The sequence below is a fragment of the Cognatiluteimonas weifangensis genome, from assembly GCF_003416885.1.
In the GTDB taxonomy this organism is placed as follows: domain Bacteria; phylum Pseudomonadota; class Gammaproteobacteria; order Xanthomonadales; family Xanthomonadaceae; genus Cognatiluteimonas; species Cognatiluteimonas weifangensis.
This window is the reverse complement of record NZ_QVPD01000004.1, coordinates 24067-47096: the sequence shown is the minus strand read 5'-3', so window position 1 is coordinate 47096 and position 23030 is coordinate 24067. Positions and strand designations below refer to the sequence as shown.

Genomic DNA, 23030 nt, shown 5'->3' with positions numbered 1-23030 from the left:
CGGTTCAGCCGGCCTCGACCGGCGGGCTGATGCCGTGCGTGCCGGGCGCCACCCGCGCCGAGGCCGGGCGCAGGCCGTGGTCGCGCGCGTCCAGGGTGTCGAGCAGCTGGATCGCCTCGTGCTCCATGTCGACGATGTAGCCGGCGATGCGGCCGCGGAAATAGCGGTGGAACATCAGCGCCGGGATCGCCACGATCATGCCGGTCGCGGTGCACACCAGCGCCTTGCCGATGCCGCCGGCAAGCTGGTTCACGTCGCCGACGCCGTGATCGAGGATGCCCAGGAACATCTGGATCATGCCGACCACGGTGCCGAACAGGCCCAGCAGCGGCCCGGCGGCGGCGATCGTGCCCAGGGTGTTGAGGTAACGCTCCATCCGGTGCACCAGATGCCGGCCGACATCCTCGATGCGCTCGCGGACCTGGTCGCGCGGGCGCTGGCGCACGTCCAGCGCCGCGGCCAGCAGCGCGCCCAGCGGCGAAGTCGCGCGCAGGGATTCGATGTGCGCCGGGTCGAGCCGGCCGCGCGCGGCCCACGCCCGGACCTCGCCGCCGAGTCCGGGCGGCAGCACGCTCTTGCGCCGCAGGGTCCAGAAGCGCTCCACCACGATCGCCAGCCCCACTGCCGAGAGCAGCAGCAGCGGGATCATCGGCCAGCCGCCGGCCTTGACCAGTTCCAGCACGCGCAGTCCTCCGGCCGCATGCGGCCACCGTCTTCCGGCCGATAGGATAGCCCGCGCGGGCGCGATCCCCCAGCCGCGGGCGCGCCGCGTTCACTTCCGCGTCGCGGCTGCCGTCCGGACCGCGGCGGGTCTCCGCCACAGTCGACGCGGCCCGCCGGCCGCGCTAGCGGGAGCCGCGGTCGTGCGCCGCGGCCGCATCCCACAAGCGTGGGCGGGCCTGGCGCTCGCCGCGGAACGTGATCCCGGTCGCAGCCAGGCGCACGCGCTGCGCGCCGGTGTCCAGGGTGACGCGCAACTGTGCGCCGGCATCGCGCCAGCGCGCGACCGCCTGCGGATGCGGATGATGGAAGCGGTTGCCGTAGCCTGCGGAGACCAGCGCCAGGCGCGCACCGGTGGCCGTCACGAAACCGGGATCGGAGGAGCCGTGGCTGCCGTGGTGCGCGACCAGCACGACGTCCGCGCGCACCCGGTCCCGGTCGCGCCGCAGCAGGTCGCGCTCGATCACCTCGCCGATGTCGCCGGTCAGCAGCGCCGCACCGTGCGCGGTTTCGATCCGCAGCACGCAGCTGGCCTCGTTGTCCAGGTACGGGAAGTCGCGCGGCGGATGCAGGAAACGGAACGTCACCCCGTCCCAGCGCCACTGCGTGCCGGCCACGCACGGCCGCCCCTGCGGCAACGGCGGCGCACCCTCGGGCGTCACCGCAAGCCGCGGCGGGAACGCGCGCGCCACCGCGGCAAAACCGCCGGCATGGTCGTTGTCGCCATGGCTCACCACCGCGACATCCAGCCGCCGCACCCCCAGCGCATGCAGTGCCGGCACTACCACCTGCTCTCCGGCATCGAATCCGTCGGGCTGCGCCGCCCCCATGTCGTAGAGCAGCGCATGGCGCGCGGTGCGCACCAGCACCGACAGCCCCTGGCCGACATCCACGACCACCAGTTCCGCCGCGCCGGGCGCCGGCAGGTCGCGCTGTGGCCACAACAACGGCAGCCACAGCAGCAGCGCCAGCGGCTTGCCCGGCACCCCGCGCGGCAACAGCAGCCAGAAGCCGCCGGCCAGCGCCAGCGGCAACGCGAACCACGCCGCCTGCGGCAGCCACCACAGCGCCAGCGGGCCGTGCGCGAGCTGCCCGAACCACGTCCAGCTCAGGTCGAAGGCGGTGGCCGCCAGTCGCCACGCCCAGGCACCGAGACCGGCTTGCAGCGCCTCCAGCGCGGTCCCGCACAGCGCCAGCGGCACCACCACCAGGCTCCACCACGGGATCGCGACCAGGTTCGCCAGCGGCCCGGCCAGCGACGCCTGCCCGAACAGCACCACGGTCAACGGCAGCAGCCCGATCGTCGCCACCGCCTGCGCGCCGAGGAATTCGCGCAGCCGGCCGCGCCAGCCGCGGCCGCCGCCGTGCGGCAGACACCAGAGCAACCAGGCCACGCCGGCGAAGCTGAGCCAGAAACCCGGTGCCAACGCCGCCAGCGGGTCGACCAGCAGTACCGACAGCGCCGCCAGCGCCAGCGCATCGGCCATGCGCGGCGCGCGCCGCGACAGCCGCGCGACCACCACCACCGCAATCATCAGCACCGTACGCACGGTCGGCAGCGCAAATCCGGCCACGGCGGCGTAGCCCAGCGCCCCGACCAATGCCGCCACCGCGGCGGCGTGCACGCGCGGCACGCGCCGCCCCAGTGCCGGCAGCAGCCACCACGCCAGCGCCGCCAGCAGCGCGCCGAAGCCCGCGACCAGGCCGACATGGAAACCGGAGATCGCGATCAGGTGGGTCAGGCCGGTGGCACGCAGGGTGTCCCAGTCGGCCTCCTCCAGCGCGCGGGTGTCGCCCAGCGCCAGCGCACGTACGAAGCGCGCGGATGGCGACGGCACCGCACGCGCGATTCGCGCCGACAGGCGCCCACGCCAGGCATCCAGCCCGCGGGCGGGTGCCAGCTGCCGCGCAGCCTCGGGATCGCGGACATGGCCGGTGGCGGCGACGCGGTCGGCCAGCGCGCGCTTCTCGCTGTCGATGCTGCCGGGGTTGCGCAGGCCGCGTGGCGCACGCAGCCGCAGCGGCAATCGCCAGCGGCTGCCCGCGGCCAGGCGCAGGCGCGGGCCGGGGATCCCCAGCGCCGCCGCGTCGCGGTCGTCGTACCAGGACAGCTGCAGCAGGCGACCGCGCAAGGCCGGCGGCTGCGCCGCACCGTCGTCGACGCGGAAGCGGAAACGGGTGCGGCGCGGCTCGTGCCGCGGCAGTTCGACGACGCGGCCGCTGACGACCAGGTCGCGGCCTTCCAGCGCGGACGGCAGCTGCAGCGCCAGCGATGTCGCGGCATGCGCGCCCGCCAGGCCGAAGCCGCACAGCATCACGCCGGCCAGCCGCGCCCGCGACGGCCGCAGCCACAAGCCCAGGCCGACGGCCAGCGCCAGCAGCAGCCACGGCCAGCGCGGCAACGCCGGCAATGCCAGGCACAGCACCACCCCGGCCAGCAGCGCCAGCGCGGCAGCGACGCCCAGGGGCGACGGCGCGGCCGGGCCGTCCGCACGTGCAGGATCCGCGCCCGCGCCCGGGATCGGGATCGGGAGCGAGCGCACCGGCGGCGTCCTTGCCGCGTCGTCCATGGCTTACACCTCGTCTGGTGGCAATTCCCTGAGCCGGCCTTCGTGCAACTCCAGCACCCGGTCCAGCCGGCGGGCCAGCCGCCGGTCATGGGTCACCAGCACCAGGCTGGTGCGCTGCGCGCGGTTGAGTTCCAGCATCTGCTCGAACACGGTCGCGGCGGTCTTTTCGTCCAGATTGCCGGTCGGTTCGTCGCCAAGCACGCAGGCCGGGTTGTTGACCAGCGCGCGCGCCACCGCGGCGCGCTGGCGCTCGCCGCCGGAGAGCTCGCCCGGCTTGTGCTCGAGCCGATGACCGAGACCGACCGCCTCCAGCAGCGCCTGCGCGCGCTGCGCGGCGGCGGCGACCGGGGTGCCGTTGAGCAGCACCGGCAGCATCACGTTCTCCAGCGCGGTGAATTCCGGCAGCAGGTGGTGGAACTGGTAGACGAAGCCGAGCGCGCGGTTGCGCAGGCGGCCGCGCGCGGCGTCCGAGAGCGCGCTCATCTTCTGCCCGGCGACGTAGACCTCGCCGGCGCTGGGGGTGTCGAGCCCGCCCAGCAGGTGCAGCAGCGTGCTCTTGCCGGCGCCGGATGCCCCGAGGATGGCCACCGTCTCGCCCGCCTCCACGCTGAAGTCCAGGCCGTCGAACACCGGCGTGCGCAGCGGGCCCTCGGCATAGGTCTTGCCAAGGTGCTCGGCGCGCACCACCTCGCCGTCGTGCATCGGCTGCTGTCCCGAATCCCGGCGTTCATTCATAGCGCAGCGCCTCCGCCGGCGCGGTGCGCGCGGCGCGCCAGGCCGGATACAGGGTCGCCAGGAATGCCATCCCCAGGGCCACGCCGGCGATGATGGTCACGTCGCTGGCCTCCAGTTGCGTCGGCAGGCCGGTGATGTAGTACACGTCTTCGGGCATCAGCTGCACGCCGAGCACGCGCTCGATCGCGCGCAGGATGTGTTCCAGGTTCAGGGTCAGCACGATGCCGCCGAGCACGCCCAGCGCGGTGCCGATCACGCCGATCATCGAGCCCTGCACCATGAACACCTGCATCACCCCGCGCGGCGGCAGCCCGAGCGTGCGCAGGATGGCGATGTCGGCCTGCTTGTCGGTCACCAGCATCACCTGCGAGCTGACCAGGTTGAACGCGCCCATGGCGATGATCAGCGACAGCAGGATCGCCATCATCGTCTTCTCCAGCTTCAGCGCGCGGAACATGTTGGCGTTGTCGCCGGTCCAGTCGCTGACCCGGTAGAACTGCCCCAGGCGCAGGTCCCGCAGCCGCAGCGCCAGGTCGCGGGCGACGTCGAAGGCCAGGTCCATGTCGTGCATGCGCAGGCGCACGCCGGTGACGCCGTCGCCCATGCGCAGCAGGCGCTGTGCGTCGCGCAGGTTCACCACCGCCAGGCCGCGGTCGTATTCCTGGTAGCCGGCCTCGAACACGCCGCTGACGGTGAAGCGCTTGAGCTGCGGGATAGCGCCCATCGGCGTGGACTGGAAGTCTGTGGTGACGATCACGCTGTCGCCCACGCCCACGCCCAGCCACGTCGCCAACTCGCGGCCGAGCACGATGTTGAAGCTGCCGGGGGTGAGTTGCTCGAGCCGGCCCTGCACCATCTTCTGCGCCAGCACCGACACCCTGCCTTCCTCGTCGGGCACCACGCCGCGCACGATCGCCGGCTGCCGACGTGGGCCGGCGAGCAGGGCCTGGGTCTCGATGTAGGGTGCCGCGCCGACGACGCGCGGGTCGCGCCGGGCCTCGTCGACCGCCTGGCGCCAGTGCGTCATGGCCTCGCCGTCGGCGCTGACGGTGGCGTGCGCGGCCATCTGCAGCATGCGGTCGCGGATCTCGCGCTGGAACCCGCTCATCACCGCCAGCGTGGTGATCAGCGCGGCCACGCCGATGGCGATGCCGAGGATCGAGGCCATCGAGATGAAGGAGATGAAGCCGTTGCGGCGCTTGGCGCGGAGATAGCGCAGGCCGATGGCGACGGGAATGGGCTTGAACATGCGGCTCGGTTCGACGAGGCAGCGACTATGGTGCCATCGATGGCGCCGGACGCGCAGCGGTGCGGGCACGTGCGGCCAGCCGCAGTTCACGCCGCAACGGCGGCGGCAAGGTATCCGGCCACCAGCCCAGGCGCCCGTCGCGGCCGTCGCGATCGCGCCAGTGCAGGAACAGCAGCGGCCCGCGCCAATGCAGTTCGGCCCATTCCAGCGCCGCGCCGTCGAGAGTGACTGGCGCCTCCGTGGCCGGCCAGACCAGCTGCCGCACGGGCTTGCCGGCCTCGCGCCGGGCCAGCCACAGGCCGCGGACGCAGGCGGCGAGCGCCAGCGGCCAGGCCGCCGCGCGTGGCATCTCGCTGCCGAGCACGGCGCACGGCGCGAGCACCGCCAGCAGCAGTAACGCGCCGATCACCCAGCGCGAAGGCCGCCACGGCAGCCTGCCTCCGAAGGTGTCAGCCGGAGGACGGCAAGCTGCGGATGTGCTGGACCAGTGCGTGGAGGGCGGCATCGGATGGGTTTTCGTGGCCGAGGAACCAGCGCCAGAGCCTATCGTCCTCGCAGTCCAGCAGGCGTAGGAAAACGCCGCGCTGCGCCTCGGAAGCCGCCGCCCATTCGCGCTCGAGCCAGCGCAGCAGCAACTGGTCGAGTTCCTTCATGCCGCGCCGGCAACGCCAGCGCAGCCGCCGCAGCTCCAGCGCGTCGTCCGTCTCGCTCATCCGCGAAGCAGGCCCGCGGCCAGTACGCCCCACAGCGCCCACAACGCGACGCTGCCGGCCAGATAGGCCTGGAAACGGTGCATGACCTTGTTGTAGCTGCAATGGATCGCGCTGTGGACGATGCGCAGCGCGACGAACAACCAGGCCAGCGCCAGCACGACCGTATCGACTTGCGCAGTCAGCGCGGCCACCACCAGCGCCAGATAGAACAGCACCGGCAATTCGAACAGGTTGCGGAAATTGTCGGCCGCCCGCGTGTCTTCCAGGCGCGCGGCCATCTGCGCCGAGGTTGCGACCGCCTGCGGGTGGATGCGCTTGCGCCGCATCTCGCCGACGCGGCTGGAATACATGCGCAGCCAGACCGCGAACGTCAGCGCGACCATGGCCGCGGCGGGCAGGAAGATGGCGCGATTCATCGATCCGAGCCCGGACACGGCCCGGCGGGCGCGAATCGGCGCACGCCAGCGCGCCGGACATGCCTCACGACCATCGCCGGCTCCGGGTCAGCCGCGCCGCTGCAGCATCAGCTGCTTGATCGCACCGATCGCCTTGGCCGGATTCAGGCCTTTCGGGCAGGTCCGGGTGCAGTTGAGGATGGTGTGGCAGCGGTACAGCTTGAACGGGTCCTCGAGGTCGTCCAGGCGGCCGCCGGTGTCCTCGTCGCGGCTGTCGACGATCCAGCGGTAGGCCTGCAGCAGCACCGCCGGGCCGAGATAGCGGTCGCCGTTCCACCAGTGGCTGGGACAACCGGCGGTGCAGCAGCCGCACAGGATGCATTCGTACAGGCCGTCGAGCTTGGCGCGATCCTCCTTGGACTGCAGCCGCTCGCGATCCGGCGGCGGCGCGCTCTGGGTGCGGATCCACGGCTTGATCGAGGCGTACTGCGCGTAGAAGTGGGTCAGGTCCGGCACCAGGTCCTTGACCACCCGCATCGACGGCAGCGGATAGATCTTCACCATGCCCTTGCTCTTGACCGACGGCCGCTGCGGCAGCGGGTCGAGCGCACCCTGCGGCTTGCCGGCTTCCTCGATCGCGCAGATGCAGGCCAGCGTGTTGGTGCCGTCGATGTTCATCGCGCACGAACCGCAGATACCCTCGCGGCAGGAGCGGCGGAAGGTCAGCGTCGGGTCGACCTCGTTCTTGATCTTGATCAGCGCGTCCAGGACCATCGGCCCGCACTTGTCCAGGTCGATCTCGTAGATGTCCAGGCGCGGGTTCTCGTCGCTGTCCGGGCTCCAGCGGTAGATCTGGAACTCGCGCGTGCGGGTGGCGCCGGCCGGTGCGGCGTAGCGGCGCCCGGGTTTGGTCTGCGAGTTCTTCGGAAGCTTGAATTGGGCCATCTTCGTCCTGCCTGCGCCGTGCGGCTGCGTGCGGGCGGCTTGCGCCGCGATTGCGTCTGCGGATCAGTACACCCTGGGCTTGGGCGGCACCATCTCGACGTCGTCGTCCAGCGTGTACAGGTGCACCGGGCGGTAGTCGATCCGGGTGGCGTTGTCGTCGCCGACCCAGCACAGGCTGTGCTTCATCCACTCGCCGTCGTTGCGATCGGGGAAATCCTCGCGCGCATGCGCGCCGCGCGACTCGGTGCGGTTGGCCGCGGAGGTGATCGTCGCCAGCGCCTGGCCCAGCAGGTTCTGCAGCTCCAGGGTCTCCACCAGGTCGGAGTTCCACACCAGCGAGCGATCGCTGACGCGCACGTCGGCGAAGGACTCGCGAATCTCGCGGATCTTGCCCACGCCCTCGAGCAGGGTCTGCTCGGTGCGGAACACCGCGGCATCGGCCTGCATGGTGCGCTGCATGCGATCGCGGATCACCGCCGTGGGCAGGCTGCCGTTGGCGTTGCGCACCCGGTCGAGGTTGGCCAGCGAGCGCTCGCAGGCGTCGTCGGCGAGGCGCTGGTGCGACTGCCCGGGCTGGATCGTCTCGGCGCAGCGGTTGGCCACCGCGCGGCCGAACACCACCAGGTCGAGCAGCGAATTGGAACCCAGGCGGTTGGCGCCGTGCACCGACACGCAGGCGGCCTCGCCGATCGCGTACAGGCCGGGGACCACCGCGTCGGGGTCGCCGCCGCGCGGCTGCACCACCTCGCCGTGGACGTTGGTCGGGATGCCGCCCATGTTGTAGTGCACGGTCGGAATCACCGGGATCGGCTGCTTCTCCACGTCGACGCCGGCGAAGATCCGCGCGCTTTCGGCGATGCCGGGCAGCTTCTCGTGGATGTCCGCGGGGTTGAGGTGGGTGAGGTCGAGGTGGATGTGGTCCTTGTGCTCGCCGACGCCGCGACCCTCGCGGATCTCCAGGGTCATCGCGCGGCTGACCACGTCGCGGCTGGCCAGGTCCTTGGCGTTGGGCGCGTAACGCTCCATGAAGCGCTCGCCGCTGGCATTGCGCAGGATGCCGCCTTCGCCGCGCACGCCCTCGGTGATCAGGCAGCCGGCGCCGTAGATGCCGGTGGGATGGAACTGCACGAACTCCATGTCCTGCAGGCCGAGGCCGGCGCGCAGCGCCATGCCGCCGCCGTCGCCGGTGCAGGTGTGCGCCGAGGTGCAGCTGAAGTAGGCGCGGCCGTAGCCGCCGGTGGCCAGCACCGTGCCGTGGGCGCGGAACAGGTGCAGCGTGCCCTCGCTCATGTCCAGCGCCAGCACGCCCTTGCAGGCGCCGTGCTGGTCCATGATCAGGTCCAGCGCGAAGTATTCGATGAAAAAGCGCGCGTCGTGCTTGAGCGACTGCTGGTACAGCGTGTGCAGGATCGCGTGGCCGGTGCGGTCGGCGGCGGCGCAGGTGCGCTGCGCGGTGCCCTTGCCGTACTCGGTGGTCATGCCGCCGAACGGGCGCTGGTAGATGTACCCGTCCTCGGTGCGGGAGAACGGCACGCCCTGGTGCTCGAGCTCGATCACCGCCGGGATCGCCTCGCGGCACATGTACTCGATCGCGTCCTGGTCGCCGAGCCAGTCCGAGCCCTTGATGGTGTCGTAATAATGGTAGCGCCAGTCGTCCGGACCCATGTTGCCGAGCGCGGCGGAAATGCCGCCCTGCGCGGCCACCGTGTGCGAGCGCGTGGGGAACACCTTGGTGATGCAGGCGGTCTGCAGCCCCTTCTGGGCCAGGCCGAAGGTGGCGCGCAGCCCGGCGCCGCCGGCGCCGACCACGATCATGTCGTACTTGTGTTCGGTGATCTTGTATGCGGTGCTCATGTCGTCCTCAGGCCAGCAATGCGATACGGCCGATCGCGTACAGCGACGCGAGCGCGCCCAGGGCGCAGGCCAGGGTGACGAGCAGCTGCAGCGCGATCTCGGCGCCGCGCGCGTGCACGTAGTCCTCGATCACCACCTGGATGCCGAGCTTGGCGTGCCAGAACAGCGCGATCGCGAACAGCGCCAGCGCGATCGCGTTCCACGGCCTGGCAATCGCCGCCTGCACGGTGGCGAGGTCGGCGCCGACGAAGGACAGCAGCAGCCCGAGCAGCCAGGCCACCAGCGGCACCAGCAACACCGCGGTGACGCGCTGCCACCAGAAATGGCCGACGCCGGACTTGGCCGAGCCCAGCCCGCGCGCGCGCTTGAGCGGATTGCGCAGGTCGTCTTTCGCCGGGACGCTCATGCCGCACCTCCCTGCAGGACCACGACCCAGATCGCGGCGGTCAGCACCACGGTCAGCACCGCAACCGTCCAGCCGGAGCGGTAGAACTCGGGGATGCCGAAGCCCATGCCCGCATCCCACAGCAGGTGGCGGATGCCGTTGAGCAGGTGGTAGACCAGCGCCAGCGAGAACCCGAACAGCGCCAGCCGGCCCAGCGGCGAGGCCAGGCAGTCGGCGACGCGGGCGTAGGACTCGCCGCCGGCGGCCACCGCCAGCAACCAGAAGGCCAGCGCGAATGCGCCCAGCGCCAGCAGCACACCGCTGGCGCGGTGCAGGATCGACATCGTCATCGTGATCTGCCAGCGGTAAACCTGCAGATGCGGTGACAGGGGACGTTCGCGGGTGGCCATGGTGCGGCTCGTCCTTGCGTTGGGGCGCTCGCGCGCCGCGGCGGACACGGGGTCCGGAATCAGAAATCGATGCAGCGGCCGTTCTTTTCCCAATCGCCGTAGCGGGTGGGGTCGAGGCCGCCACGGCCGCCGATCTCCTCCGCCAACGGCACCACCGGTGCCGGCGGCGCGATCTCGCGATCGGCCTGCGGCGCCACCGGAGCGGCGGCCGGGTCGGAGTGGGTTTCGCCTATCATCTTCGTGTTCACGGCCCCGCAAGTCTAAGTCCCGCCCCCATGTCCGACAAGCCGCAGCCCGCGTCCGACGCGTTCTCGCCCCTGCCCGACCACCGCGTGCTGGCGCTGTCCGGCCGCGATGCCGCGGTTTTTGCCCAGGCGCAATGCATGAACGACGTCGCCGGCCTGGCCCCCGGACACTGGCAGTGGAACGGCTGGCTGACGCCCAAGGGCCGCGTGATCGCGCTGTTCGCCCTGCTCAAGTTCGATCCGCAGACGCTGTGGCTGTTGCTGCCCGACGCCGATGCCGACGCGCTGGCGGAGCAATTGCGACGCTACGTGTTCCGCAGCAAGGTCGCCTTCGCGGTGCGCGAGGACCTGCCGGTGGCCGGCGCCTTCGCCGCGCCGGCGCACGCGACCGGCGCGCGCATCGACGGCGACCCGGCGCAGGCACGGGTGGAACTGGATTTCGGCGGCGACGGCGGCGCGCGCACGCTGCGGATCGGCCCGGGGCCACAGGCCGGCGACGCCCCGGCCTTCGCGCAGCGCTGGGCGGCCTTCGACCTGGCGCACGGCCTGCCGCGGCTGCCCGCCAGCCAGGCCGGGCAATGGACGCCGCAGCAGCTGTCGCTGGAGCGCCTGCACGCTTTCAGCGTCAAGAAAGGCTGCTACCCCGGGCAGGAAATCGTCGCCCGCACCCATTTCCTGGGGCAGGCCAAGCGCGGGCTAGTGCTGCTGGAAAGCGAGCGCCCGTTGGCGGCGGGCAGCGAAGTCCGCGAGGGCGAGCGCGTGCTGGGCAGTGTCGTCGGCGCCGCCGGTCCGCTGGCGCTGGCGGTGCTGCCCCTGCAACGCGAGGCCGGTGCCGGCCTGCAGGTCGATGGCGGCGCGCTGCGCGAGCGTCCGCTGCGCGGCGGCCTGGCGCGCTGAAACGCACCCGCGGCATGCGCCCGGCGCAAGGCTGCCGCGCATGCGCGGCGACGGCCCGGGTTTGCCGCCCGGAAACCGCCGCCCGACTGCGCGCCTGCGGCGGTCGCGTTACGCCAGGGTGTCGGCGGCCGCGGTGATCTCCGCTTCCGACGGAATCACCAGGAACGCCGCCCCGGCCAGCGGGGTGAAGGTGTCGGCGCCGACCACGCGCCGGAACGGCCGCGCCCCGTAGCCGCCTTCCACCACCGCGGTGATGATGCCCTCGCCCACCCCGGCGCTGCGGCGGCCCTCGTCGACGATCAGGATGCGCTGCGCGCTCGCCGCCTGCGCGCGGATGAAGGCTTCGTTGAGCGGCACCAGCCAGCGCAGGTCCACCACCCGCACCTTCCAGCCGTGCTTCGCCTCGATCGCGCGCGCCGCGCGCAGGCTCATCGGCACGCCGTTGCCGAAGGTGAAGATCACCAGGTCGTCGTGACCCTCGCCGTAGACGCGGCCTTCGCCCAGCGCCATCGCCTGGTCCGGCGCCGGATATTCCGTCAGCCAGCCGCCGTCGCCGGCTTCGTACAGGTCCTTGGCCATGTACAGCGCGATCGGTTCCAGTAGCGCGCACACGCGCCCGTCCACCTTCGCCAGCGCCGCCAGCGTGCGCAGCATCGTGGCCGCGTCGTCGCCGCGCGACGGGCAGCCGACCACCAGGCCGGGGATGTCGCGCAGCGCGGTGATCGAGTTGTCGTTGTGGAAATGGCCGCCGAAGCCGCGCTGGTAGCCGAGCGAGGCGATCCGCACCACCATCGGGTTGCGGTACTGGCCGTTGCTGAAGAACTGCAGGCTCGCCGCCTCGCCGCGGATCTGGTCGGCGGCGTTGTGGAAGTACGCCAGGTACTGGATCTCCGGCAACGGCAGCATGCCCATGTTGGCGTAACCCTGGGCCAGGCCCAGGATCACCGTCTCGTCGAGCAGCGTGTTGAATACCCGGCGCGGGCCGAAGGCTTTCTGCAGGCCCTTGGTGACGGTGTAGACGCCGCCCTTCTGCGCCACGTCCTCGCCGAACAGCAAGGTCTCCGGGTACTTGGCGAACAGGTCGTGCAGCGCATGGTTGATCTGGATCGCCAGGTGCCGCGGCGGCTGTTTTTCGGGCAGCTTGTCCTTGCCGCCGAACACTTCCTCGCGGCGCTTGCCGTAGTCGGCGCGCGCGGCTTCCTTCGCCACCGCCTGCGGCGTGTACGGCGCCAGCGGCGCCATCACTTCTTCCAGCGTGGACAGGCGCGGACGGCGGTCGGCTTCCTCGGCGGCGGCGAAGCACTGCTTGCGGGTGTCCTCGTACAGGGCGAGGATCTCGTCCCGGGACATCAGCCCGGACTCGAGTGCGATCGCGGCGCTGCGCAGCAGCGGGTCGGACGCCTCCACCGCGCACAGCTCCTCGATCGAGCGCCACTCGATCTCGAAGTCGGTGCCGGCGTGGCCCATGATCCGGGTGGTGCGCAGGTGCAGGAAGGTCGGGCGGCGGGTGCGGCGGCAATGCTCGACCGCGCGCTGCACGTCGCCGTAACCGGCGGCTAGGTCGAGGCCGTCGGCGTAGAAGTAGTCCAGATCGGGGCGATCGCGGAAATTGCGCGCGACCCAGCCCTCCGGCGTCTTCACCGAGATGCCGATGCCGTTGTCCTCGCACACGAACAGGATCGGCGCCGGCAGCTTCTGGTAGGCCGTCCATGCCGCGGCGTTGAACGCGGTCTGCGCGGTGGCGTGGTTGCTGGAGGCGTCGCCGAAGGAACAGATCGCGATGCTGTCGCCGGGGACCGGCAGCGCATGGCCGATGCGCTTGCCCTGCTCGATCGCCACCGCCGTGCCGAAGGCCTTGGGCAGGTGCGAGGCGATGGTCGAGGTCTGCGGCAGCACCCACAGCGGCTTGCTCCCCCAGACCTTGTGGCGGCCGCCCGACGCCGGATCTTCCTTCGACGCAGCGAAGGACAGCGCCGAATCCATCACCGGGTCCATCCCCGGCAGCTTGCGGAAGCGCTCGGCCATGAAGCCGCCGGAGCGGTAGTGCAGGAACGCCGGATCGGTATGGCGCGTGAGCCGCGCCACCATCGCGTTGCCTTCGTGGCCGCTGGAGCCGATGGTGTAGAAGACCTTGTTCTGCACCCGCAGTACCCGCGCCATCAGGTCGAGGTGGCGGCTGATCAGCTGCGACTGGAACAGTTCGCGGAAGCCGCGCGCATCCAGCGCACTGCCGGGCAGGATCGCCTCGCCCGGCGCCGGCTTCGCGCCCGGCGTGCCGCTCCACCCTTGCACGAACTCCTGGAAGTTGACGTCGCAGATTTCGGCGCGATTGAGGCCGCGCATGCGCGCGGGAATGGGATTGGGAACGGACATGTCGAAAGTCGCCAACGAGCGGAAGTGAAGGAAGGCCGGGCCGGCAACTCAGACCGGCAGCGCCAGGCGGGCGGCAACCTCGGGCGTGGCCGGCGGCAGGGCGACGAAACCGGGCTGCGCCTCGATCCGCGCCATCCAGTCGCGCAATTTCGGGTACGGCGCCAGGTCGAAGCCGCAACGCGGCGCCAGGCTGGTGTTGGGGTACAGCGCGATGTCGGCGACGCCGTAGTCCGGGCCGCTAAACCAGGCGGCGTCTCCCAGGTGGCGCTCCATCACCGCCAGCGACTGCCGGCCGCGTTCCAGCAGCCGCGGCAGTTCCATGCGTCGCGGCGAGTCGGCCGCCATCATGCCGCGGATCGAATGCACCACCGCGAGGTAAGGCTCGTGGCTGTACTGCTCGAAGAACATCCAGGACAGGGCCTGGGCATGCAGCCACGGGTCCGTGGGCAGGTAGCGCGTGCCTTCGGCCAGCCAGTGCAGGATCGCGTCGGACTCGGCCAGGCAGCGGCCATCCTGCAGCTGCAGCACCGGAATCCGGCCGTTGGGGTTGAGCGCCAGGAACTCCGGAGTCCGGGTCTGGCCGGCAAAGCTGTCGATCTCGATCCACTGGTACGGGCGCCCCAGATGTTCCAGCAGCATCCGCAGCTTGTGGCAGTTGCCGGAGGCCGAAAGCCCGTAGATCCTGATCATGCCGTTCCGTTCCTCCGCGCCGACGGCGGCAACGCGCTGCCGTCCCACGCCCAAGTCCATCGCCTTCCGCGCGGTCGCCGACGGCGGCCGGCGGCCCCGGTCAAAACGCGTTGATGCCGGTCAGCTCGCGGCCGATCACCAACTGGTGCACGGTCTCGGTGCCCTCGTAGGTGATCACCGATTCCAGGTTCAGCGCGTGGCGGATCGCGGCGTGCTCGGTGGTGATGCCGGCGCCGCCGAGCAGGTCGCGGCACTGGCGGGCGATGTCGATGGCCATGCGGCAGTTGTTCCACTTCGCCAGCGACACCTGCTGCGGCGCCATCTTGCCGGCGTCCTTGAGCCGGCCGAGCTGCAGCACCAGCAGCTGCGCGGTGGTGATGCGGCGGGCCATGTCGGCGAGCTTGAGCTGCGCGCTCTGGGTGGCGGCCACCGGGCGGCCGAACAGGATGCGTTCCTTGCTGTATTCCAGCGCCTCGTGCAGGCAGGCGATGGCGGCGCCGACCGGGCCCCAGGTGATGCCGTAGCGGGCCTGGGTCAGGCAGCCCAGCGGGCCCTTGAGGCCCTTGACGTTCGGCAGGCGGTTGGCGTCGGGCACGCGCACGTTGTCGAAGAACAGCGCGCTGGTCACCGAGGCGCGCAAGCTCATCTTGTGCTTGATCTCCTGGGCGCTGAAGCCGGGCATGCCCTTTTCCAGCACGAAGCCCTGGATGCCGTCGTCGGTCTGCGCCCAGACGATGGCGATGTCGGCCAGGTTGCCGCTGGTGATCCACATCTTGGAGCCGTTGAGCACCCAGTCGCCGCCGTCCTTGCGGGCGTGGGTCTTCATGTTGGCCGGGTCGGAGCCGCCGTGCGGTTCGGTCAGGCCGAAGCAGCCGATCACCCGGCCCGCGGCCATGTCCGGCAGCCAGCGCTGGCGCTGTTCCTCGCTGCCGTAGGCGTAGATCGGGTACATGCACAGCGAGGACTGCACCGAGACGAAGCTGCGGATACCGCTGTCGCCGCGCTCCAGTTCCTGGCAGATCAGGCCGTAGCTGACGCCGTTGAGGCCGGCGCAGCCGTACTGCTCGGGCAGCGAGGAGCCGAGCAGGCCGAGTTCGGCGATCTCCGGCACCAGTTCCTTCGGAAACCGGGCCTGGTCGAAGGCCTCGCCGATGATCGGCAGCACCCGCTCGTCGGTGAAACGGGCCACGGTGTCCTGCACCGCGCGCTCCTCCTCGCTGAGCAGGGAGCGGACGTCGAACAGATCGTAGGGGTGCAGGGCCATGGCGGGAGCGTGCCTTTCGTGGGCGGAGGGGAAACCGCCATTGTATCGGCGCCGCCGCGCCGGGGCACGCGCTGCCCGCGCACAAACGCCAGGGGCCCGGCATGGCCGGGCCCCTGGGTGCGAATGCGGACGAAACGCCCTTACTGGCGCGTCGTGCCGTCCTCGACCGCCGCCACCTGGGTCACGAGCTGGCCGTCGATCACCGGCAGCCGCTCGCCGGGCTTGTCGTCCATGCGGATCGTGCGCTCCTGGCCGTCGTAACGGTAGGTCACGTCGTAGGCAATCACCTGCTCCTGGCTGCCCAGGGCGATGCGGTTGCCCGGCTTGCGGTCGGTGCGCAGGCTGCCGGTGGTGCCGTCGGGATTGCGGTAGGTCACGTTCCAGGCGACCGTGCGCGTGGACTGCGAGGTCGACGTGGTGGTGCGGCACTGGCGTTCGGTACGGTTCACGATCTGGCCGCCGACGTGGCGACGGTCGATCTCGCGCCCGGCGAAGCCGCCGCCGACCGCGCCGGCGACCGTGGCCAGCTTGCGGCCGTCGCCGCCGCCGACCTGGTTGCCGATCAGGCCGCCGATCACCGCGCCGGCCACGGTGCCGCCGACGTTGCCGTCGCGTTCGGGCAGGCGCTCCTGCACCACCACGTCGTTGCAGACCTCGCGCGGGGTCGAAGTGGTGCTGGTTTCGCGCACCGGCTCGGTGCCGATCACCTGGGCGTAGAGCTCCTGCTTTTCGGTGACCGGATCGACCTTGATCACCTGGGCGTACTCGAGGCGGCCGCTGGCGGGGATGCTGCCATCGGCAGCGGCGACATCGCCGGCGGCCAGGCCGGCGTCGGCAGCGGCCTCCGGGGCGCTGGCGCGGTTGTTCTGGAAGGCCGCGACCGCCACCCCTCCGACCAGCAGCGCAGCCAGGGCAATGGCAAGGGTATTGTTCTTCATCGTCGTCTCCCGGCGGTGGAAACCCGCGCTTGTGTGGACGCGGCGATTGCACCACCGGCTGACTGAACGCGGCCCACACCGGCTGCAGCGGCATGAGCGGAACGTGAACCTGGTTCCGGTTCGCCTGCTAGCGTGTGTCCGGCCCTTGCGGAGCACTGTCATGGTCAATCCCCTGCTTGCCCCCGTCCTGCGCTGGTTCGCGCGGCTGAGCTACCCGCGCCTGTTCCTGCTGGGAGCCGGCCTGTTCGTGGCCGACGTCCTGGTGCCGGACCTGATTCCCTTTGCCGACGAACTGCTGCTCGGCCTCGGCACCCTGCTGCTCGCCAACCGCAAGCGGCGCAAGCCCGGCGCGCCCGCTGGGCCGGGCGACGGCGCCTCGCCGCGACGCTGACGATGCTGGTCGACAGCCATTGCCACCTGGACGCCGACGAGTTCGACGTCGACCGCGCCGCGGTGATCGCGCGTGCGCAGGCGGCCGGCGTGACCCGCCAGATCGTGCCGGCGGTCGCGGCCGCCGGCTGGCCCAGGCTGCGCGCGCTGTGCGCCGCCACGCCGGGATTGTTCCCGGCCTACGGCCTGCATCCGATGTTCCTGGCGCAGCATCGGCCCGAACACCTGACGGCGCTGCGCGAATGGATCGAACGCGAGCGCCCGTGCGCCATCGGCGAATGCGGGCTGGACCATTACGTCGACGGCCTGGATGCCGACGCGCAGTTGGCGTATTTCGAAGGCCAGTTGCGCCTGGCCCGCACCTTCGACCTGCCGCTGATCGTGCATGCGCGGCGCGCGGTGGATGCGGCGATCGCCGCGATCCGGCGCATCGGCGGCAGCGGCGGCGGGCTGCGCGGCGTGGTCCACAGCTACGCCGGCAGCCCGGAGCAGGCGGCGCAATTGTGGAAGCTCGGGTTCCTGGTCGGCCTCGGCGGCCCGGTGACCTATGCGCGCGCCCGGCGCCTGCAACGGCTCGTCGCGGCGCTGCCGATCGAGCAATTGCTGCTGGAAACCGATGCCCCCGACCAGCCCGACGCCGGCATCCGCGGCCAGCGCAACGAACCGGCGCGGCTGCCGCAGGTGCTGCAGGCCATCGCCCGGCTGCGCGGCGAGGAACCCGAGGCCATCGCGCAGGCGACCACGGCCAACGCCGAACGCCTGTTCGGCCTGCCGCCGGCGGCCCCGGCCGCAAGCGTTTGAGCGGCGGAAACCGCAGAGCACGGGCCGGGCCGTGCGAGTTGCCGCCAAGGACGGCGCAACCGGAGCCAGCATCGGCCCCGCGCCGGCAATCGCGCTACGCAGGCAACCGCTTCAACAGCATCTCCAGCGCCTTGCCGGCCGCAGCGAAGGCGAACGCGCCGGTGACGTGGGTCGCCGCGCCGAGGCCGGCGCCGCAGTCGAGCTTCAGCGCCGCTTCCTGGCCCAGTTGCGGGCGCACGCCGCAGACGCTGCCGTCGGCCTGCGGGTACTTGACGTTTTCCAGCGAATACACCGCCGGCACCCCGAAATAGCGATCGGCGTTTTTCGGGAAACCGAACTCGCCGCGCAGCTTCCGGCGGATCAGCGACAGCATCGCATCGTGCTCGGTACGCGAGAGGTCGCGCACCCGCACCTGGGTCGGGTCGGTGCGGCCGCCGGCCGAACCCACGGTAAGGATCGGCTGCTTGCGCCGCCGGCACCAGGCGATCGCCTCGACCTTGGCGCGGAAGCTGTCGCAGGCATCGAGCACCAGGTCGAAGCCGCCGCCGAGCAGCTGTTCCAGGTTGGACGGCGTCACGAAGGCTTCGACCGCGGCCACTTCCAGCGCCGGGTTGATCGCCAGCGCGCGCTCGGCCAGCGCCTGCGCCTTGTTGCGGCCGTACTGGCCGGCGAGCGCCGGCAACTGGCGGTTGGTGTTGGACAGGCACAGGTCGTCGGCGTCGATCAGCGTCAGCCGGCCGACGGCGCTGCGCGCCAGCGCTTCCGCCGCCCACGAGCCGACCCCGCCGAGACCGACCACCGCCACCCGCGCCTGCGCCAGCCGCATCACGGCACCGGCGCCGTACAAACGGTCGATTCCGGCGAAGCGTTCGTGCAGGTCCTTGCGCATCGGGCCCATTGTAGCGGCGGCCACGCTGACCGCCGCGCTGCCGCGTGCTACCGTGCGCCCACTCGTCCCCGGGATCGCGCCGATGACCACATCCGCTTCGCAGGCCGGCAACGCGGCCGCTCGCTACTTCTTCCTGTTCCTGATCGGGCTGGTCACGGGCATCGTCGCCACGCTGATGGCGATGCGCGCGCTGGACGCGCGCAAGGACCACTACCCGGAGAGCGTGATGCACGTGATGGCCGCGCACGCCGACGCGCTCAAGGCCAGCATCGAACAGAATCGTTGCGCCGCCACCGACACCCTGCCGCATCTGCAGACGCTGCGGATGATGGCCAACGACATCGAGCCGGCGTTCGGCGACCTGCGCGAGGACGCCCGCTTCGCCGAACATGCCAGCGACCTGCGTGCCGGTCTCGACGGCGTGCTGGCGAGTCCGCCGCTCAACTGCGCCGGCGTCGGCACCGCGCTCAAGGACATCGGCGAGGACTGCAAGGCGTGCCACCAGGACTTCCGCAACTAGGAAGGCCCGAAGACCCGCTCCCACGCAAGGCCGGCGAGTCCGCATGAATCCCTGCTGACGGTCCGTTGCGCGCACAACTGCCGACACGCCGCGATTGACCGCCCGTTCATTGCTGCGTACCCAGGATGATCGCGGCCGGGGCGCCCCGGCGTCGACTCATTCCGGGAGATCGCATGAACATTCGCCTGCTCGGTACCATCGCCCTCCTCGCCGGCCTTGCCACGGCCGGCTGCGCCACCACCACGCCCGGCTACGGCAACGCCGGCTACGGCGCACCGCCCTACTCCGGCGGCAGCGTCTGCTACGACTGCGGCACCGTGACCCGGATCGAGACCGTCGCCACCGGCGCCGGCAGCGCGCCCAACGCTACCGGCGCGGTGCTGGGCGGCATCGTCGGCGCGGCGGCGGCGCGCGAGCTGGCCAAGGACAACACCGACAGCACGGGTCGCCGCAACACCGCCACCGTGGTCGGCGCCGCGGCCGGCGCGGTGGTCGGCAATGCGATCCAGAACCGCGCCCAGGCCAACAACGGCCGCTACAACGTCTACGTGCGGATGCGCGACGGCCGCACCACGGTGGTGACCCAGGACGACCTCGACGGCATTCGCGAGGGGTCGTACGTGCGTGTCTACAACGGCCGCGCCTGGGCGCAATGACCGCGCCGACGCCCGGCCGACAGTCTGCCCCCGGAGGCCCGCGCAAGCGGGCCTTCCTCGTTTGCGCATGGGCCGCAACGATGTAACCGCTTCCAACCTTCGCCATGATGCGTTGCAAGGTGCGCGCGCCGGAATCGACGGGGTAAGGTCGCGTGTCCGCCGCGGCGGATCCGTCACTCTCGAGCTGGAGACTCCCGATGAAAGGTTCGTTCGCGCACGTCATTGCCGGCGCCGCAGTGCTGGTCGGCGCCATCGCCGCCGCGGCCGCGGCAGCCCCCAATGCCCCCACCAATCCGTTGCGGGTGAGCATGTATGCCGCCAATGGCGCGGTCGAGGTCATCGTCACCAACACCAGCCGCAAGGCAGCGCGCGTGCCCGGCTGGCAACTGCCCGGCAACGACCCCACCGCCAAGCTCTTCCAGGTGAGCCTGGATGGCGCCCCGGTCGCCTACCAGGGCCGGCTGGCCAAGCGCGGCCTGCCGACCGCCGAGGACTTCGTGGTGCTGCCGCCCGGGCGCAGCTATCGCGCCGTGGTCGACCTGGCCGCGTCCTACGACATGAGCCGGCGCGGCCAGTACCTGGTCGCCCTGTCCTCGCCGCTGCAATACGCCTCGCTGTCCGACGGCAGCCTGCTGCGGACCAGCCGCGGCTTGCCGATGCTGCTGCGCAGCGCGCCGCTGCGGGTGTGGAGCGACGGTGCCGCCGCCAAGACCGGCACCAGCCCCAAGGCCAAGCCGTGCAATCCGAAGAAGCAGGACTGCGGCGGCGGCAGCGGCAACGGCATCAGCTTCGTCGGCTGCTCGGCGACCCAGAGCGCGACCGCGACCGACGCGGTCAACCAGGCCCGCGCCTACTCGGAGAACGCCAAGGGCTACCTGGCTTCCAACACGGTCGGCTCGCGCTACACCACCTGGTTCGGCGCCTACACCTCCTCGCGCTACGGCACCGCCAGCCAGCACTTCGCCGCCATCGACAGCGCCATGGACCAGAACAACGGCCAGATCACCATCAACTGCGGCTGCAACCAGAACTACTACGCCTACGTCTACCCGACCCGGCCCTACGAGATCTTCGTCTGCCGCGCCTTCTGGAGCGCGCCGCTGGCCGGCACCGACTCCAAGGGCGGCACCCTGATCCACGAGATGAGCCACTTCAACGTGGTCGCCGGCACCGACGACATCGTCTACGGCCAGACCGGGGCGAAGAATCTCGCCGCCAGCGATCCGGCCGGCGCGCTCAACAACGCCGACAACCACGAGTACTTCGCCGAGAACAATCCCAAGCTGAACTGAGTTCCGCGGCCCTCCGGCAACGGCCCGTTCGCGGGCCGTTGTCTTTTGCGGCGCGCGCGGCGAACAATCCGCGTACCGGCGATCCCTGCCGTCGCCTGCGATGGAGGTGCCGATGTCCCTGCTCTACGTGCTGGCCGCCATCCTGATCGTGGTCGGCCTGGCCGGCGTGGTGCTGCCCGCGCTGCCCGGCCTGCCGCTGGCCTTCCTGGGCATGCTGCTGGCGGCCTGGGCCGGGGGGTTCGAGCAGATCGGCGCGGCGACGCTGGTCGCGCTCGGGGTGCTGACCCTGCTGTCGCTGGCGGTGGACGTCTGGGCCGCGGCGCTGGGCGCCCGGCGCGTCGGGGCCAGCCGCCTGGCGCTGGCCGGTGCGGTGCTGGGCACTCTGGCGGGCATCTTCTTCGGTCCGCTCGGCCTGTTCGTCGGTCCGTTCCTCGGCGCCCTGACCGGCGAACTGCTGCATGGCCGGCGGCTGGGCCCGCGCGGCCTCGGCCAGGCAAGCCGGGTCGGTTTCGGCACCTGGCTGGGCATCGTGTTCGGGATCGCGCTGAAGCTGATGCTGGCGCTGGCGATGCTGGGCCTGTTCGCCTGGGCCTGGTGGCACTGACGTTCGGGCGGTCGGCCCGCTTGCGCCCGGCTGTCAGGGCGGAGCCACGTCTGGCGTGCGTCCCGCGCCTGCGGGCGGACCTGCATGAAGGCGAATCGCGAGGGGGTTTCACGCCTCGCTGAACGGCCGGCGGCGACCATGCCGGCGCTTCGACGACCCTCCCGGGAGTTCCCGTGTCGCCGCGCCGGAACCGCAAACGCATGCTCTGGACCATCGTCGCCACCGTGTTGCTGACCGTGCTCGCCGTGGTCGTCGGGCTCAATTTCGCCACCCCAAGCAAGCAGCTGGAACGCAAGATCGAGCATCGCTACGCCGTGTCCGATCCGCAGTTCCGGCGCGAGATGGGGGTGATGCTCGGCCCGTCGATCCTGGCCGGCAACCACGTCGTCGACCTGGAGAACGGCGACGAGATCTTCCCGGCGATGCTGGAAGCGATCCGCAGCGCGCAGCGCACCATCACTTTCGAGACCTACATCTACTGGTCCGGCGTCGTCGGCCAGCGCTTCGCCGATGCGCTGAGCGAACGCGCCCGCGCCGGGGTCGAAGTCAACGTCACCATCGACTGGGTCGGCAGCGCCAGCATGGATGCCGGCCAGCTCCGGGAAATGGAAGCCGCCGGTGTCCACGTGGAGCGTTACCGCCCGCTGCACTGGTACAACCTGGCGCGCATGAACAATCGCACCCACCGCAAGCTGCTGGTGGTGGACGGCCGCATCGGTTTCACCGGCGGCGTCGGCATCGGCGACCCGTGGCAGGGCCACGCGCAGGACCCGGACCACTGGCGCGACATGCACTTCCGCATCGAGGGGCCGGTGGTGGCGCAGATGCAGGCGGCGTTCAACGACAACTGGATCAAGACCACCGGCCGCATCCTCAACGGCGCGGGATACTTCCCGCCGTTGCAACGCGCCGGGGACATGGATGCGCACCTGTTCATCAGCTCGCCGGCCGGCGGCGCCGAGAGCATGCACCTGATGTACCTGATGGCGATCGCCGCCGCCGAGCGCAGCATCGACCTGGACGCCGCCTACTTCATCCCCGACCGGCTGATCACCAGGGCGCTGATCGCCGCGCGCCATCGCGGCGTGCGCATCCGCATCGTGACGCCGGGCGCGAACACCGATTCGGACGCGGCGCGGCTGGCGTCCAAGGCCGGCTGGGGGCCGTTACTGCTGGCAGGCGTGGAAATCCACGAATACCAGCCGACCATGTTCCACAACAAGCTGCTGATCGTGGACCGCGAGCTGGTCTCGGTGGGCTCCACCAACTTCGACCTGCGCTCGTTCCGGCTCAACGACGAGGCCAGCCTCAACGTCTACGACCGGACCTTCGCCGAACGCATGACGAAGGTATTCGAGGACGACCTGGGGTCGAGCCGGCCCTACACCCACGAATCGTGGAAGAATCGTCCGTGGAAGGAGAAGTTCGCCGAGAAGTTCATAGTTCCGCTGAAATCGCAGCTCTAGGGCCGGCCGTGCAGGCGGCCCGTCCAGCC

Annotated in this window: 24 protein-coding genes and 1 pseudogene; 8 read left to right on the top strand and 17 right to left on the bottom strand. The window is 71.1% G+C overall.

The window, feature by feature from the left end:
- Positions 1-4 precede the first annotated feature (4 nt).
- The 12 genes and pseudogenes from D0Y53_RS04955 to D0Y53_RS13040 form a co-directional block, all read right to left on the bottom strand.
- Positions 5-682 (bottom strand): MotA/TolQ/ExbB proton channel family protein, encoded by a 678-nt coding sequence (locus tag D0Y53_RS04955; RefSeq protein ID WP_117202116.1) that lies wholly within the window; start codon positions 680-682, stop codon positions 5-7.
- Positions 576-3290 (bottom strand): annotated as a pseudogene (locus D0Y53_RS04950) (DNA internalization-related competence protein ComEC/Rec2); the annotation flags it as partial. The gene D0Y53_RS04955 and the pseudogene D0Y53_RS04950, both read right to left, overlap by 107 nt.
- Before the next feature lie 3 nt (positions 3291-3293).
- Positions 3294-4025 carry a lipoprotein-releasing ABC transporter ATP-binding protein LolD gene (lolD, locus tag D0Y53_RS04945; protein ID WP_117202114.1) on the bottom strand — a complete coding sequence of 244 codons (732 nt, stop codon included), beginning with the start codon at positions 4023-4025 and terminating at the stop codon, positions 3294-3296.
- The gene (locus tag D0Y53_RS04940; RefSeq protein ID WP_117202113.1) at positions 4018-5274 is read right to left on the bottom strand and encodes a lipoprotein-releasing ABC transporter permease subunit; all 1257 of its coding nucleotides are present in this window, start codon (positions 5272-5274) and stop codon (positions 4018-4020) included. Before D0Y53_RS04940 ends, lolD begins: the two co-directional genes overlap by 8 nt.
- A gap of 25 nt (positions 5275-5299) precedes the next feature.
- Positions 5300-5683, bottom strand: coding sequence for a hypothetical protein (locus D0Y53_RS04935; protein WP_233511659.1), 384 nt, complete (start codon positions 5681-5683; stop codon positions 5300-5302).
- 40 nt (positions 5684-5723) lie between these two features.
- Entirely contained in the window at positions 5724-5987 is a 264-nt protein-coding gene (locus D0Y53_RS04930; RefSeq protein WP_117202112.1) for an FAD assembly factor SdhE, read from the bottom strand.
- Complete coding sequence (locus D0Y53_RS04925) at positions 5984-6403, bottom strand: MAPEG family protein (RefSeq protein WP_117202111.1); 420 nt, start codon at positions 6401-6403, stop codon at positions 5984-5986. The genes D0Y53_RS04930 and D0Y53_RS04925 overlap by 4 nt, the downstream gene beginning before the upstream one ends.
- A gap of 87 nt (positions 6404-6490) precedes the next feature.
- Positions 6491-7327, bottom strand: coding sequence for a succinate dehydrogenase iron-sulfur subunit (locus tag D0Y53_RS04920; RefSeq protein ID WP_117202110.1), 837 nt, complete (start codon positions 7325-7327; stop codon positions 6491-6493).
- A gap of 63 nt (positions 7328-7390) precedes the next feature.
- Positions 7391-9181 carry a succinate dehydrogenase flavoprotein subunit gene (gene sdhA / locus D0Y53_RS04915; protein WP_117202109.1) on the bottom strand — a complete coding sequence of 597 codons (1791 nt, stop codon included), beginning with the start codon at positions 9179-9181 and terminating at the stop codon, positions 7391-7393.
- Positions 9182-9188: 7 nt separating this feature from the next.
- Positions 9189-9587 (bottom strand): succinate dehydrogenase, hydrophobic membrane anchor protein, encoded by a 399-nt coding sequence (gene sdhD / locus D0Y53_RS04910; protein ID WP_117202108.1) that lies wholly within the window; start codon positions 9585-9587, stop codon positions 9189-9191.
- A complete protein-coding gene (sdhC, locus tag D0Y53_RS04905; protein WP_117202107.1) occupies positions 9584-9976 on the bottom strand; it encodes a succinate dehydrogenase, cytochrome b556 subunit in 393 nt (130 codons plus the stop codon). The genes sdhD and sdhC overlap by 4 nt, the downstream gene beginning before the upstream one ends.
- A 59-nt stretch (positions 9977-10035) precedes the next feature.
- Complete coding sequence (locus tag D0Y53_RS13040; RefSeq protein ID WP_386724453.1) at positions 10036-10212, bottom strand: DUF1674 domain-containing protein; 177 nt, start codon at positions 10210-10212, stop codon at positions 10036-10038.
- 39 nt (positions 10213-10251) lie between these two features.
- Here D0Y53_RS13040 and ygfZ point away from each other — a divergent pair, with 39 nt between their 5' ends.
- The gene (gene ygfZ, locus D0Y53_RS04895; RefSeq protein WP_117202105.1) at positions 10252-11118 is read left to right on the top strand and encodes a CAF17-like 4Fe-4S cluster assembly/insertion protein YgfZ; all 867 of its coding nucleotides are present in this window, start codon (positions 10252-10254) and stop codon (positions 11116-11118) included.
- Between the two features lie 108 nt (positions 11119-11226).
- Here ygfZ and D0Y53_RS04890 read toward each other — a convergent pair whose 3' ends face one another.
- The 4 genes from D0Y53_RS04890 to D0Y53_RS04875 form a co-directional block, all read right to left on the bottom strand.
- Complete coding sequence (locus D0Y53_RS04890) at positions 11227-13491, bottom strand: thiamine pyrophosphate-dependent enzyme (RefSeq protein WP_117202104.1); 2265 nt, start codon at positions 13489-13491, stop codon at positions 11227-11229.
- Between the two features lie 48 nt (positions 13492-13539).
- Positions 13540-14181 (bottom strand): glutathione S-transferase family protein, encoded by a 642-nt coding sequence (locus tag D0Y53_RS04885; protein ID WP_117202314.1) that lies wholly within the window; start codon positions 14179-14181, stop codon positions 13540-13542.
- A 100-nt stretch (positions 14182-14281) separates the two neighbouring features.
- Complete coding sequence (locus tag D0Y53_RS04880; RefSeq protein ID WP_117202103.1) at positions 14282-15445, bottom strand: acyl-CoA dehydrogenase family protein; 1164 nt, start codon at positions 15443-15445, stop codon at positions 14282-14284.
- A gap of 140 nt (positions 15446-15585) precedes the next feature.
- A complete protein-coding gene (locus D0Y53_RS04875; RefSeq protein ID WP_117202102.1) occupies positions 15586-16383 on the bottom strand; it encodes a glycine zipper 2TM domain-containing protein in 798 nt (265 codons plus the stop codon).
- Positions 16384-16543: 160 nt separating this feature from the next.
- On the opposite strand from D0Y53_RS04875, the gene D0Y53_RS04870 reads away from it, so the two are divergent.
- On the top strand, positions 16544-16774 hold the full coding sequence (locus D0Y53_RS04870; protein ID WP_117202313.1) for a DUF6116 family protein: 231 nt from the start codon (positions 16544-16546) through the stop codon (positions 16772-16774).
- A complete protein-coding gene (locus D0Y53_RS04865) occupies positions 16771-17574 on the top strand; it encodes a TatD family hydrolase (RefSeq protein WP_117202312.1) in 804 nt (267 codons plus the stop codon). Before D0Y53_RS04870 ends, D0Y53_RS04865 begins: the two co-directional genes overlap by 4 nt.
- Before the next feature lie 94 nt (positions 17575-17668).
- Here the strand turns inward: D0Y53_RS04865 and D0Y53_RS04860 are convergent, their stop codons facing one another.
- Positions 17669-18463: a tRNA threonylcarbamoyladenosine dehydratase gene (locus D0Y53_RS04860; protein ID WP_117202101.1), complete on the bottom strand. Its 795-nt coding sequence runs from the start codon at positions 18461-18463 to the stop codon at positions 17669-17671.
- 82 nt (positions 18464-18545) lie between these two features.
- Here D0Y53_RS04860 and D0Y53_RS12835 point away from each other — a divergent pair, with 82 nt between their 5' ends.
- The 5 genes from D0Y53_RS12835 (at position 18546) to D0Y53_RS04835 (ending at position 23001) form a co-directional block, all read left to right on the top strand.
- On the top strand, positions 18546-18983 hold the full coding sequence (locus D0Y53_RS12835; protein ID WP_158550576.1) for a hypothetical protein: 438 nt from the start codon (positions 18546-18548) through the stop codon (positions 18981-18983).
- 173 nt (positions 18984-19156) lie between these two features.
- Positions 19157-19639, top strand: a complete 483-nt coding sequence (locus D0Y53_RS04850; RefSeq protein ID WP_117202099.1) for a glycine zipper 2TM domain-containing protein — start codon at positions 19157-19159, stop codon at positions 19637-19639.
- 197 nt (positions 19640-19836) lie between these two features.
- Positions 19837-20931, top strand: coding sequence for a M35 family metalloendopeptidase (locus D0Y53_RS04845; RefSeq protein WP_117202098.1), 1095 nt, complete (start codon positions 19837-19839; stop codon positions 20929-20931).
- Between the two features lie 112 nt (positions 20932-21043).
- A complete protein-coding gene (locus tag D0Y53_RS04840; RefSeq protein ID WP_386724429.1) occupies positions 21044-21535 on the top strand; it encodes a DUF456 domain-containing protein in 492 nt (163 codons plus the stop codon).
- Between the two features lie 200 nt (positions 21536-21735).
- Positions 21736-23001 (top strand): phospholipase D-like domain-containing protein, encoded by a 1266-nt coding sequence (locus tag D0Y53_RS04835; protein ID WP_117202096.1) that lies wholly within the window; start codon positions 21736-21738, stop codon positions 22999-23001.
- Positions 23002-23030 lie beyond the last annotated feature (29 nt).

What these genes read in the sequence shown, in the direction of transcription:
- D0Y53_RS04875 (WP_117202102.1), bottom strand. Translation starts at nt 16,383, where the DNA reads ATGAAGAACAATACCCTTGCCATTGCCCTGGCTGCGCTGCTGGTCGGA.
- sdhA (WP_117202109.1), bottom strand. Translation starts at nt 9,181, where the DNA reads ATGAGCACCGCATACAAGATCACCGAACACAAGTACGACATGATCGTG.
- D0Y53_RS04845 (WP_117202098.1), top strand. Translation starts at nt 19,837, where the DNA reads ATGAAAGGTTCGTTCGCGCACGTCATTGCCGGCGCCGCAGTGCTGGTC.
- D0Y53_RS04870 (WP_117202313.1), top strand. Translation starts at nt 16,544, where the DNA reads ATGGTCAATCCCCTGCTTGCCCCCGTCCTGCGCTGGTTCGCGCGGCTG.
- D0Y53_RS04840 (WP_386724429.1), top strand. Translation starts at nt 21,044, where the DNA reads ATGTCCCTGCTCTACGTGCTGGCCGCCATCCTGATCGTGGTCGGCCTG.
- D0Y53_RS04940 (WP_117202113.1), bottom strand. Translation starts at nt 5,274, where the DNA reads ATGTTCAAGCCCATTCCCGTCGCCATCGGCCTGCGCTATCTCCGCGCC.
- D0Y53_RS04920 (WP_117202110.1), bottom strand. Translation starts at nt 7,327, where the DNA reads ATGGCCCAATTCAAGCTTCCGAAGAACTCGCAGACCAAACCCGGGCGC.
- lolD (WP_117202114.1), bottom strand. Translation starts at nt 4,025, where the DNA reads ATGAATGAACGCCGGGATTCGGGACAGCAGCCGATGCACGACGGCGAG.
- D0Y53_RS04860 (WP_117202101.1), bottom strand. Translation starts at nt 18,463, where the DNA reads ATGCGCAAGGACCTGCACGAACGCTTCGCCGGAATCGACCGTTTGTAC.
- D0Y53_RS04930 (WP_117202112.1), bottom strand. Translation starts at nt 5,987, where the DNA reads ATGAGCGAGACGGACGACGCGCTGGAGCTGCGGCGGCTGCGCTGGCGT.
- D0Y53_RS04890 (WP_117202104.1), bottom strand. Translation starts at nt 13,491, where the DNA reads ATGTCCGTTCCCAATCCCATTCCCGCGCGCATGCGCGGCCTCAATCGC.
- sdhD (WP_117202108.1), bottom strand. Translation starts at nt 9,587, where the DNA reads ATGAGCGTCCCGGCGAAAGACGACCTGCGCAATCCGCTCAAGCGCGCG.
- D0Y53_RS04885 (WP_117202314.1), bottom strand. Translation starts at nt 14,181, where the DNA reads ATGATCAGGATCTACGGGCTTTCGGCCTCCGGCAACTGCCACAAGCTG.
- D0Y53_RS13040 (WP_386724453.1), bottom strand. Translation starts at nt 10,212, where the DNA reads ATGATAGGCGAAACCCACTCCGACCCGGCCGCCGCTCCGGTGGCGCCG.
- sdhC (WP_117202107.1), bottom strand. Translation starts at nt 9,976, where the DNA reads ATGGCCACCCGCGAACGTCCCCTGTCACCGCATCTGCAGGTTTACCGC.
- ygfZ (WP_117202105.1), top strand. Translation starts at nt 10,252, where the DNA reads ATGTCCGACAAGCCGCAGCCCGCGTCCGACGCGTTCTCGCCCCTGCCC.
- D0Y53_RS04880 (WP_117202103.1), bottom strand. Translation starts at nt 15,445, where the DNA reads ATGGCCCTGCACCCCTACGATCTGTTCGACGTCCGCTCCCTGCTCAGC.
- D0Y53_RS04850 (WP_117202099.1), top strand. Translation starts at nt 19,157, where the DNA reads ATGAACATTCGCCTGCTCGGTACCATCGCCCTCCTCGCCGGCCTTGCC.
- D0Y53_RS04835 (WP_117202096.1), top strand. Translation starts at nt 21,736, where the DNA reads ATGCTCTGGACCATCGTCGCCACCGTGTTGCTGACCGTGCTCGCCGTG.
- D0Y53_RS04925 (WP_117202111.1), bottom strand. Translation starts at nt 6,403, where the DNA reads ATGAATCGCGCCATCTTCCTGCCCGCCGCGGCCATGGTCGCGCTGACG.
- D0Y53_RS12835 (WP_158550576.1), top strand. Translation starts at nt 18,546, where the DNA reads ATGACCACATCCGCTTCGCAGGCCGGCAACGCGGCCGCTCGCTACTTC.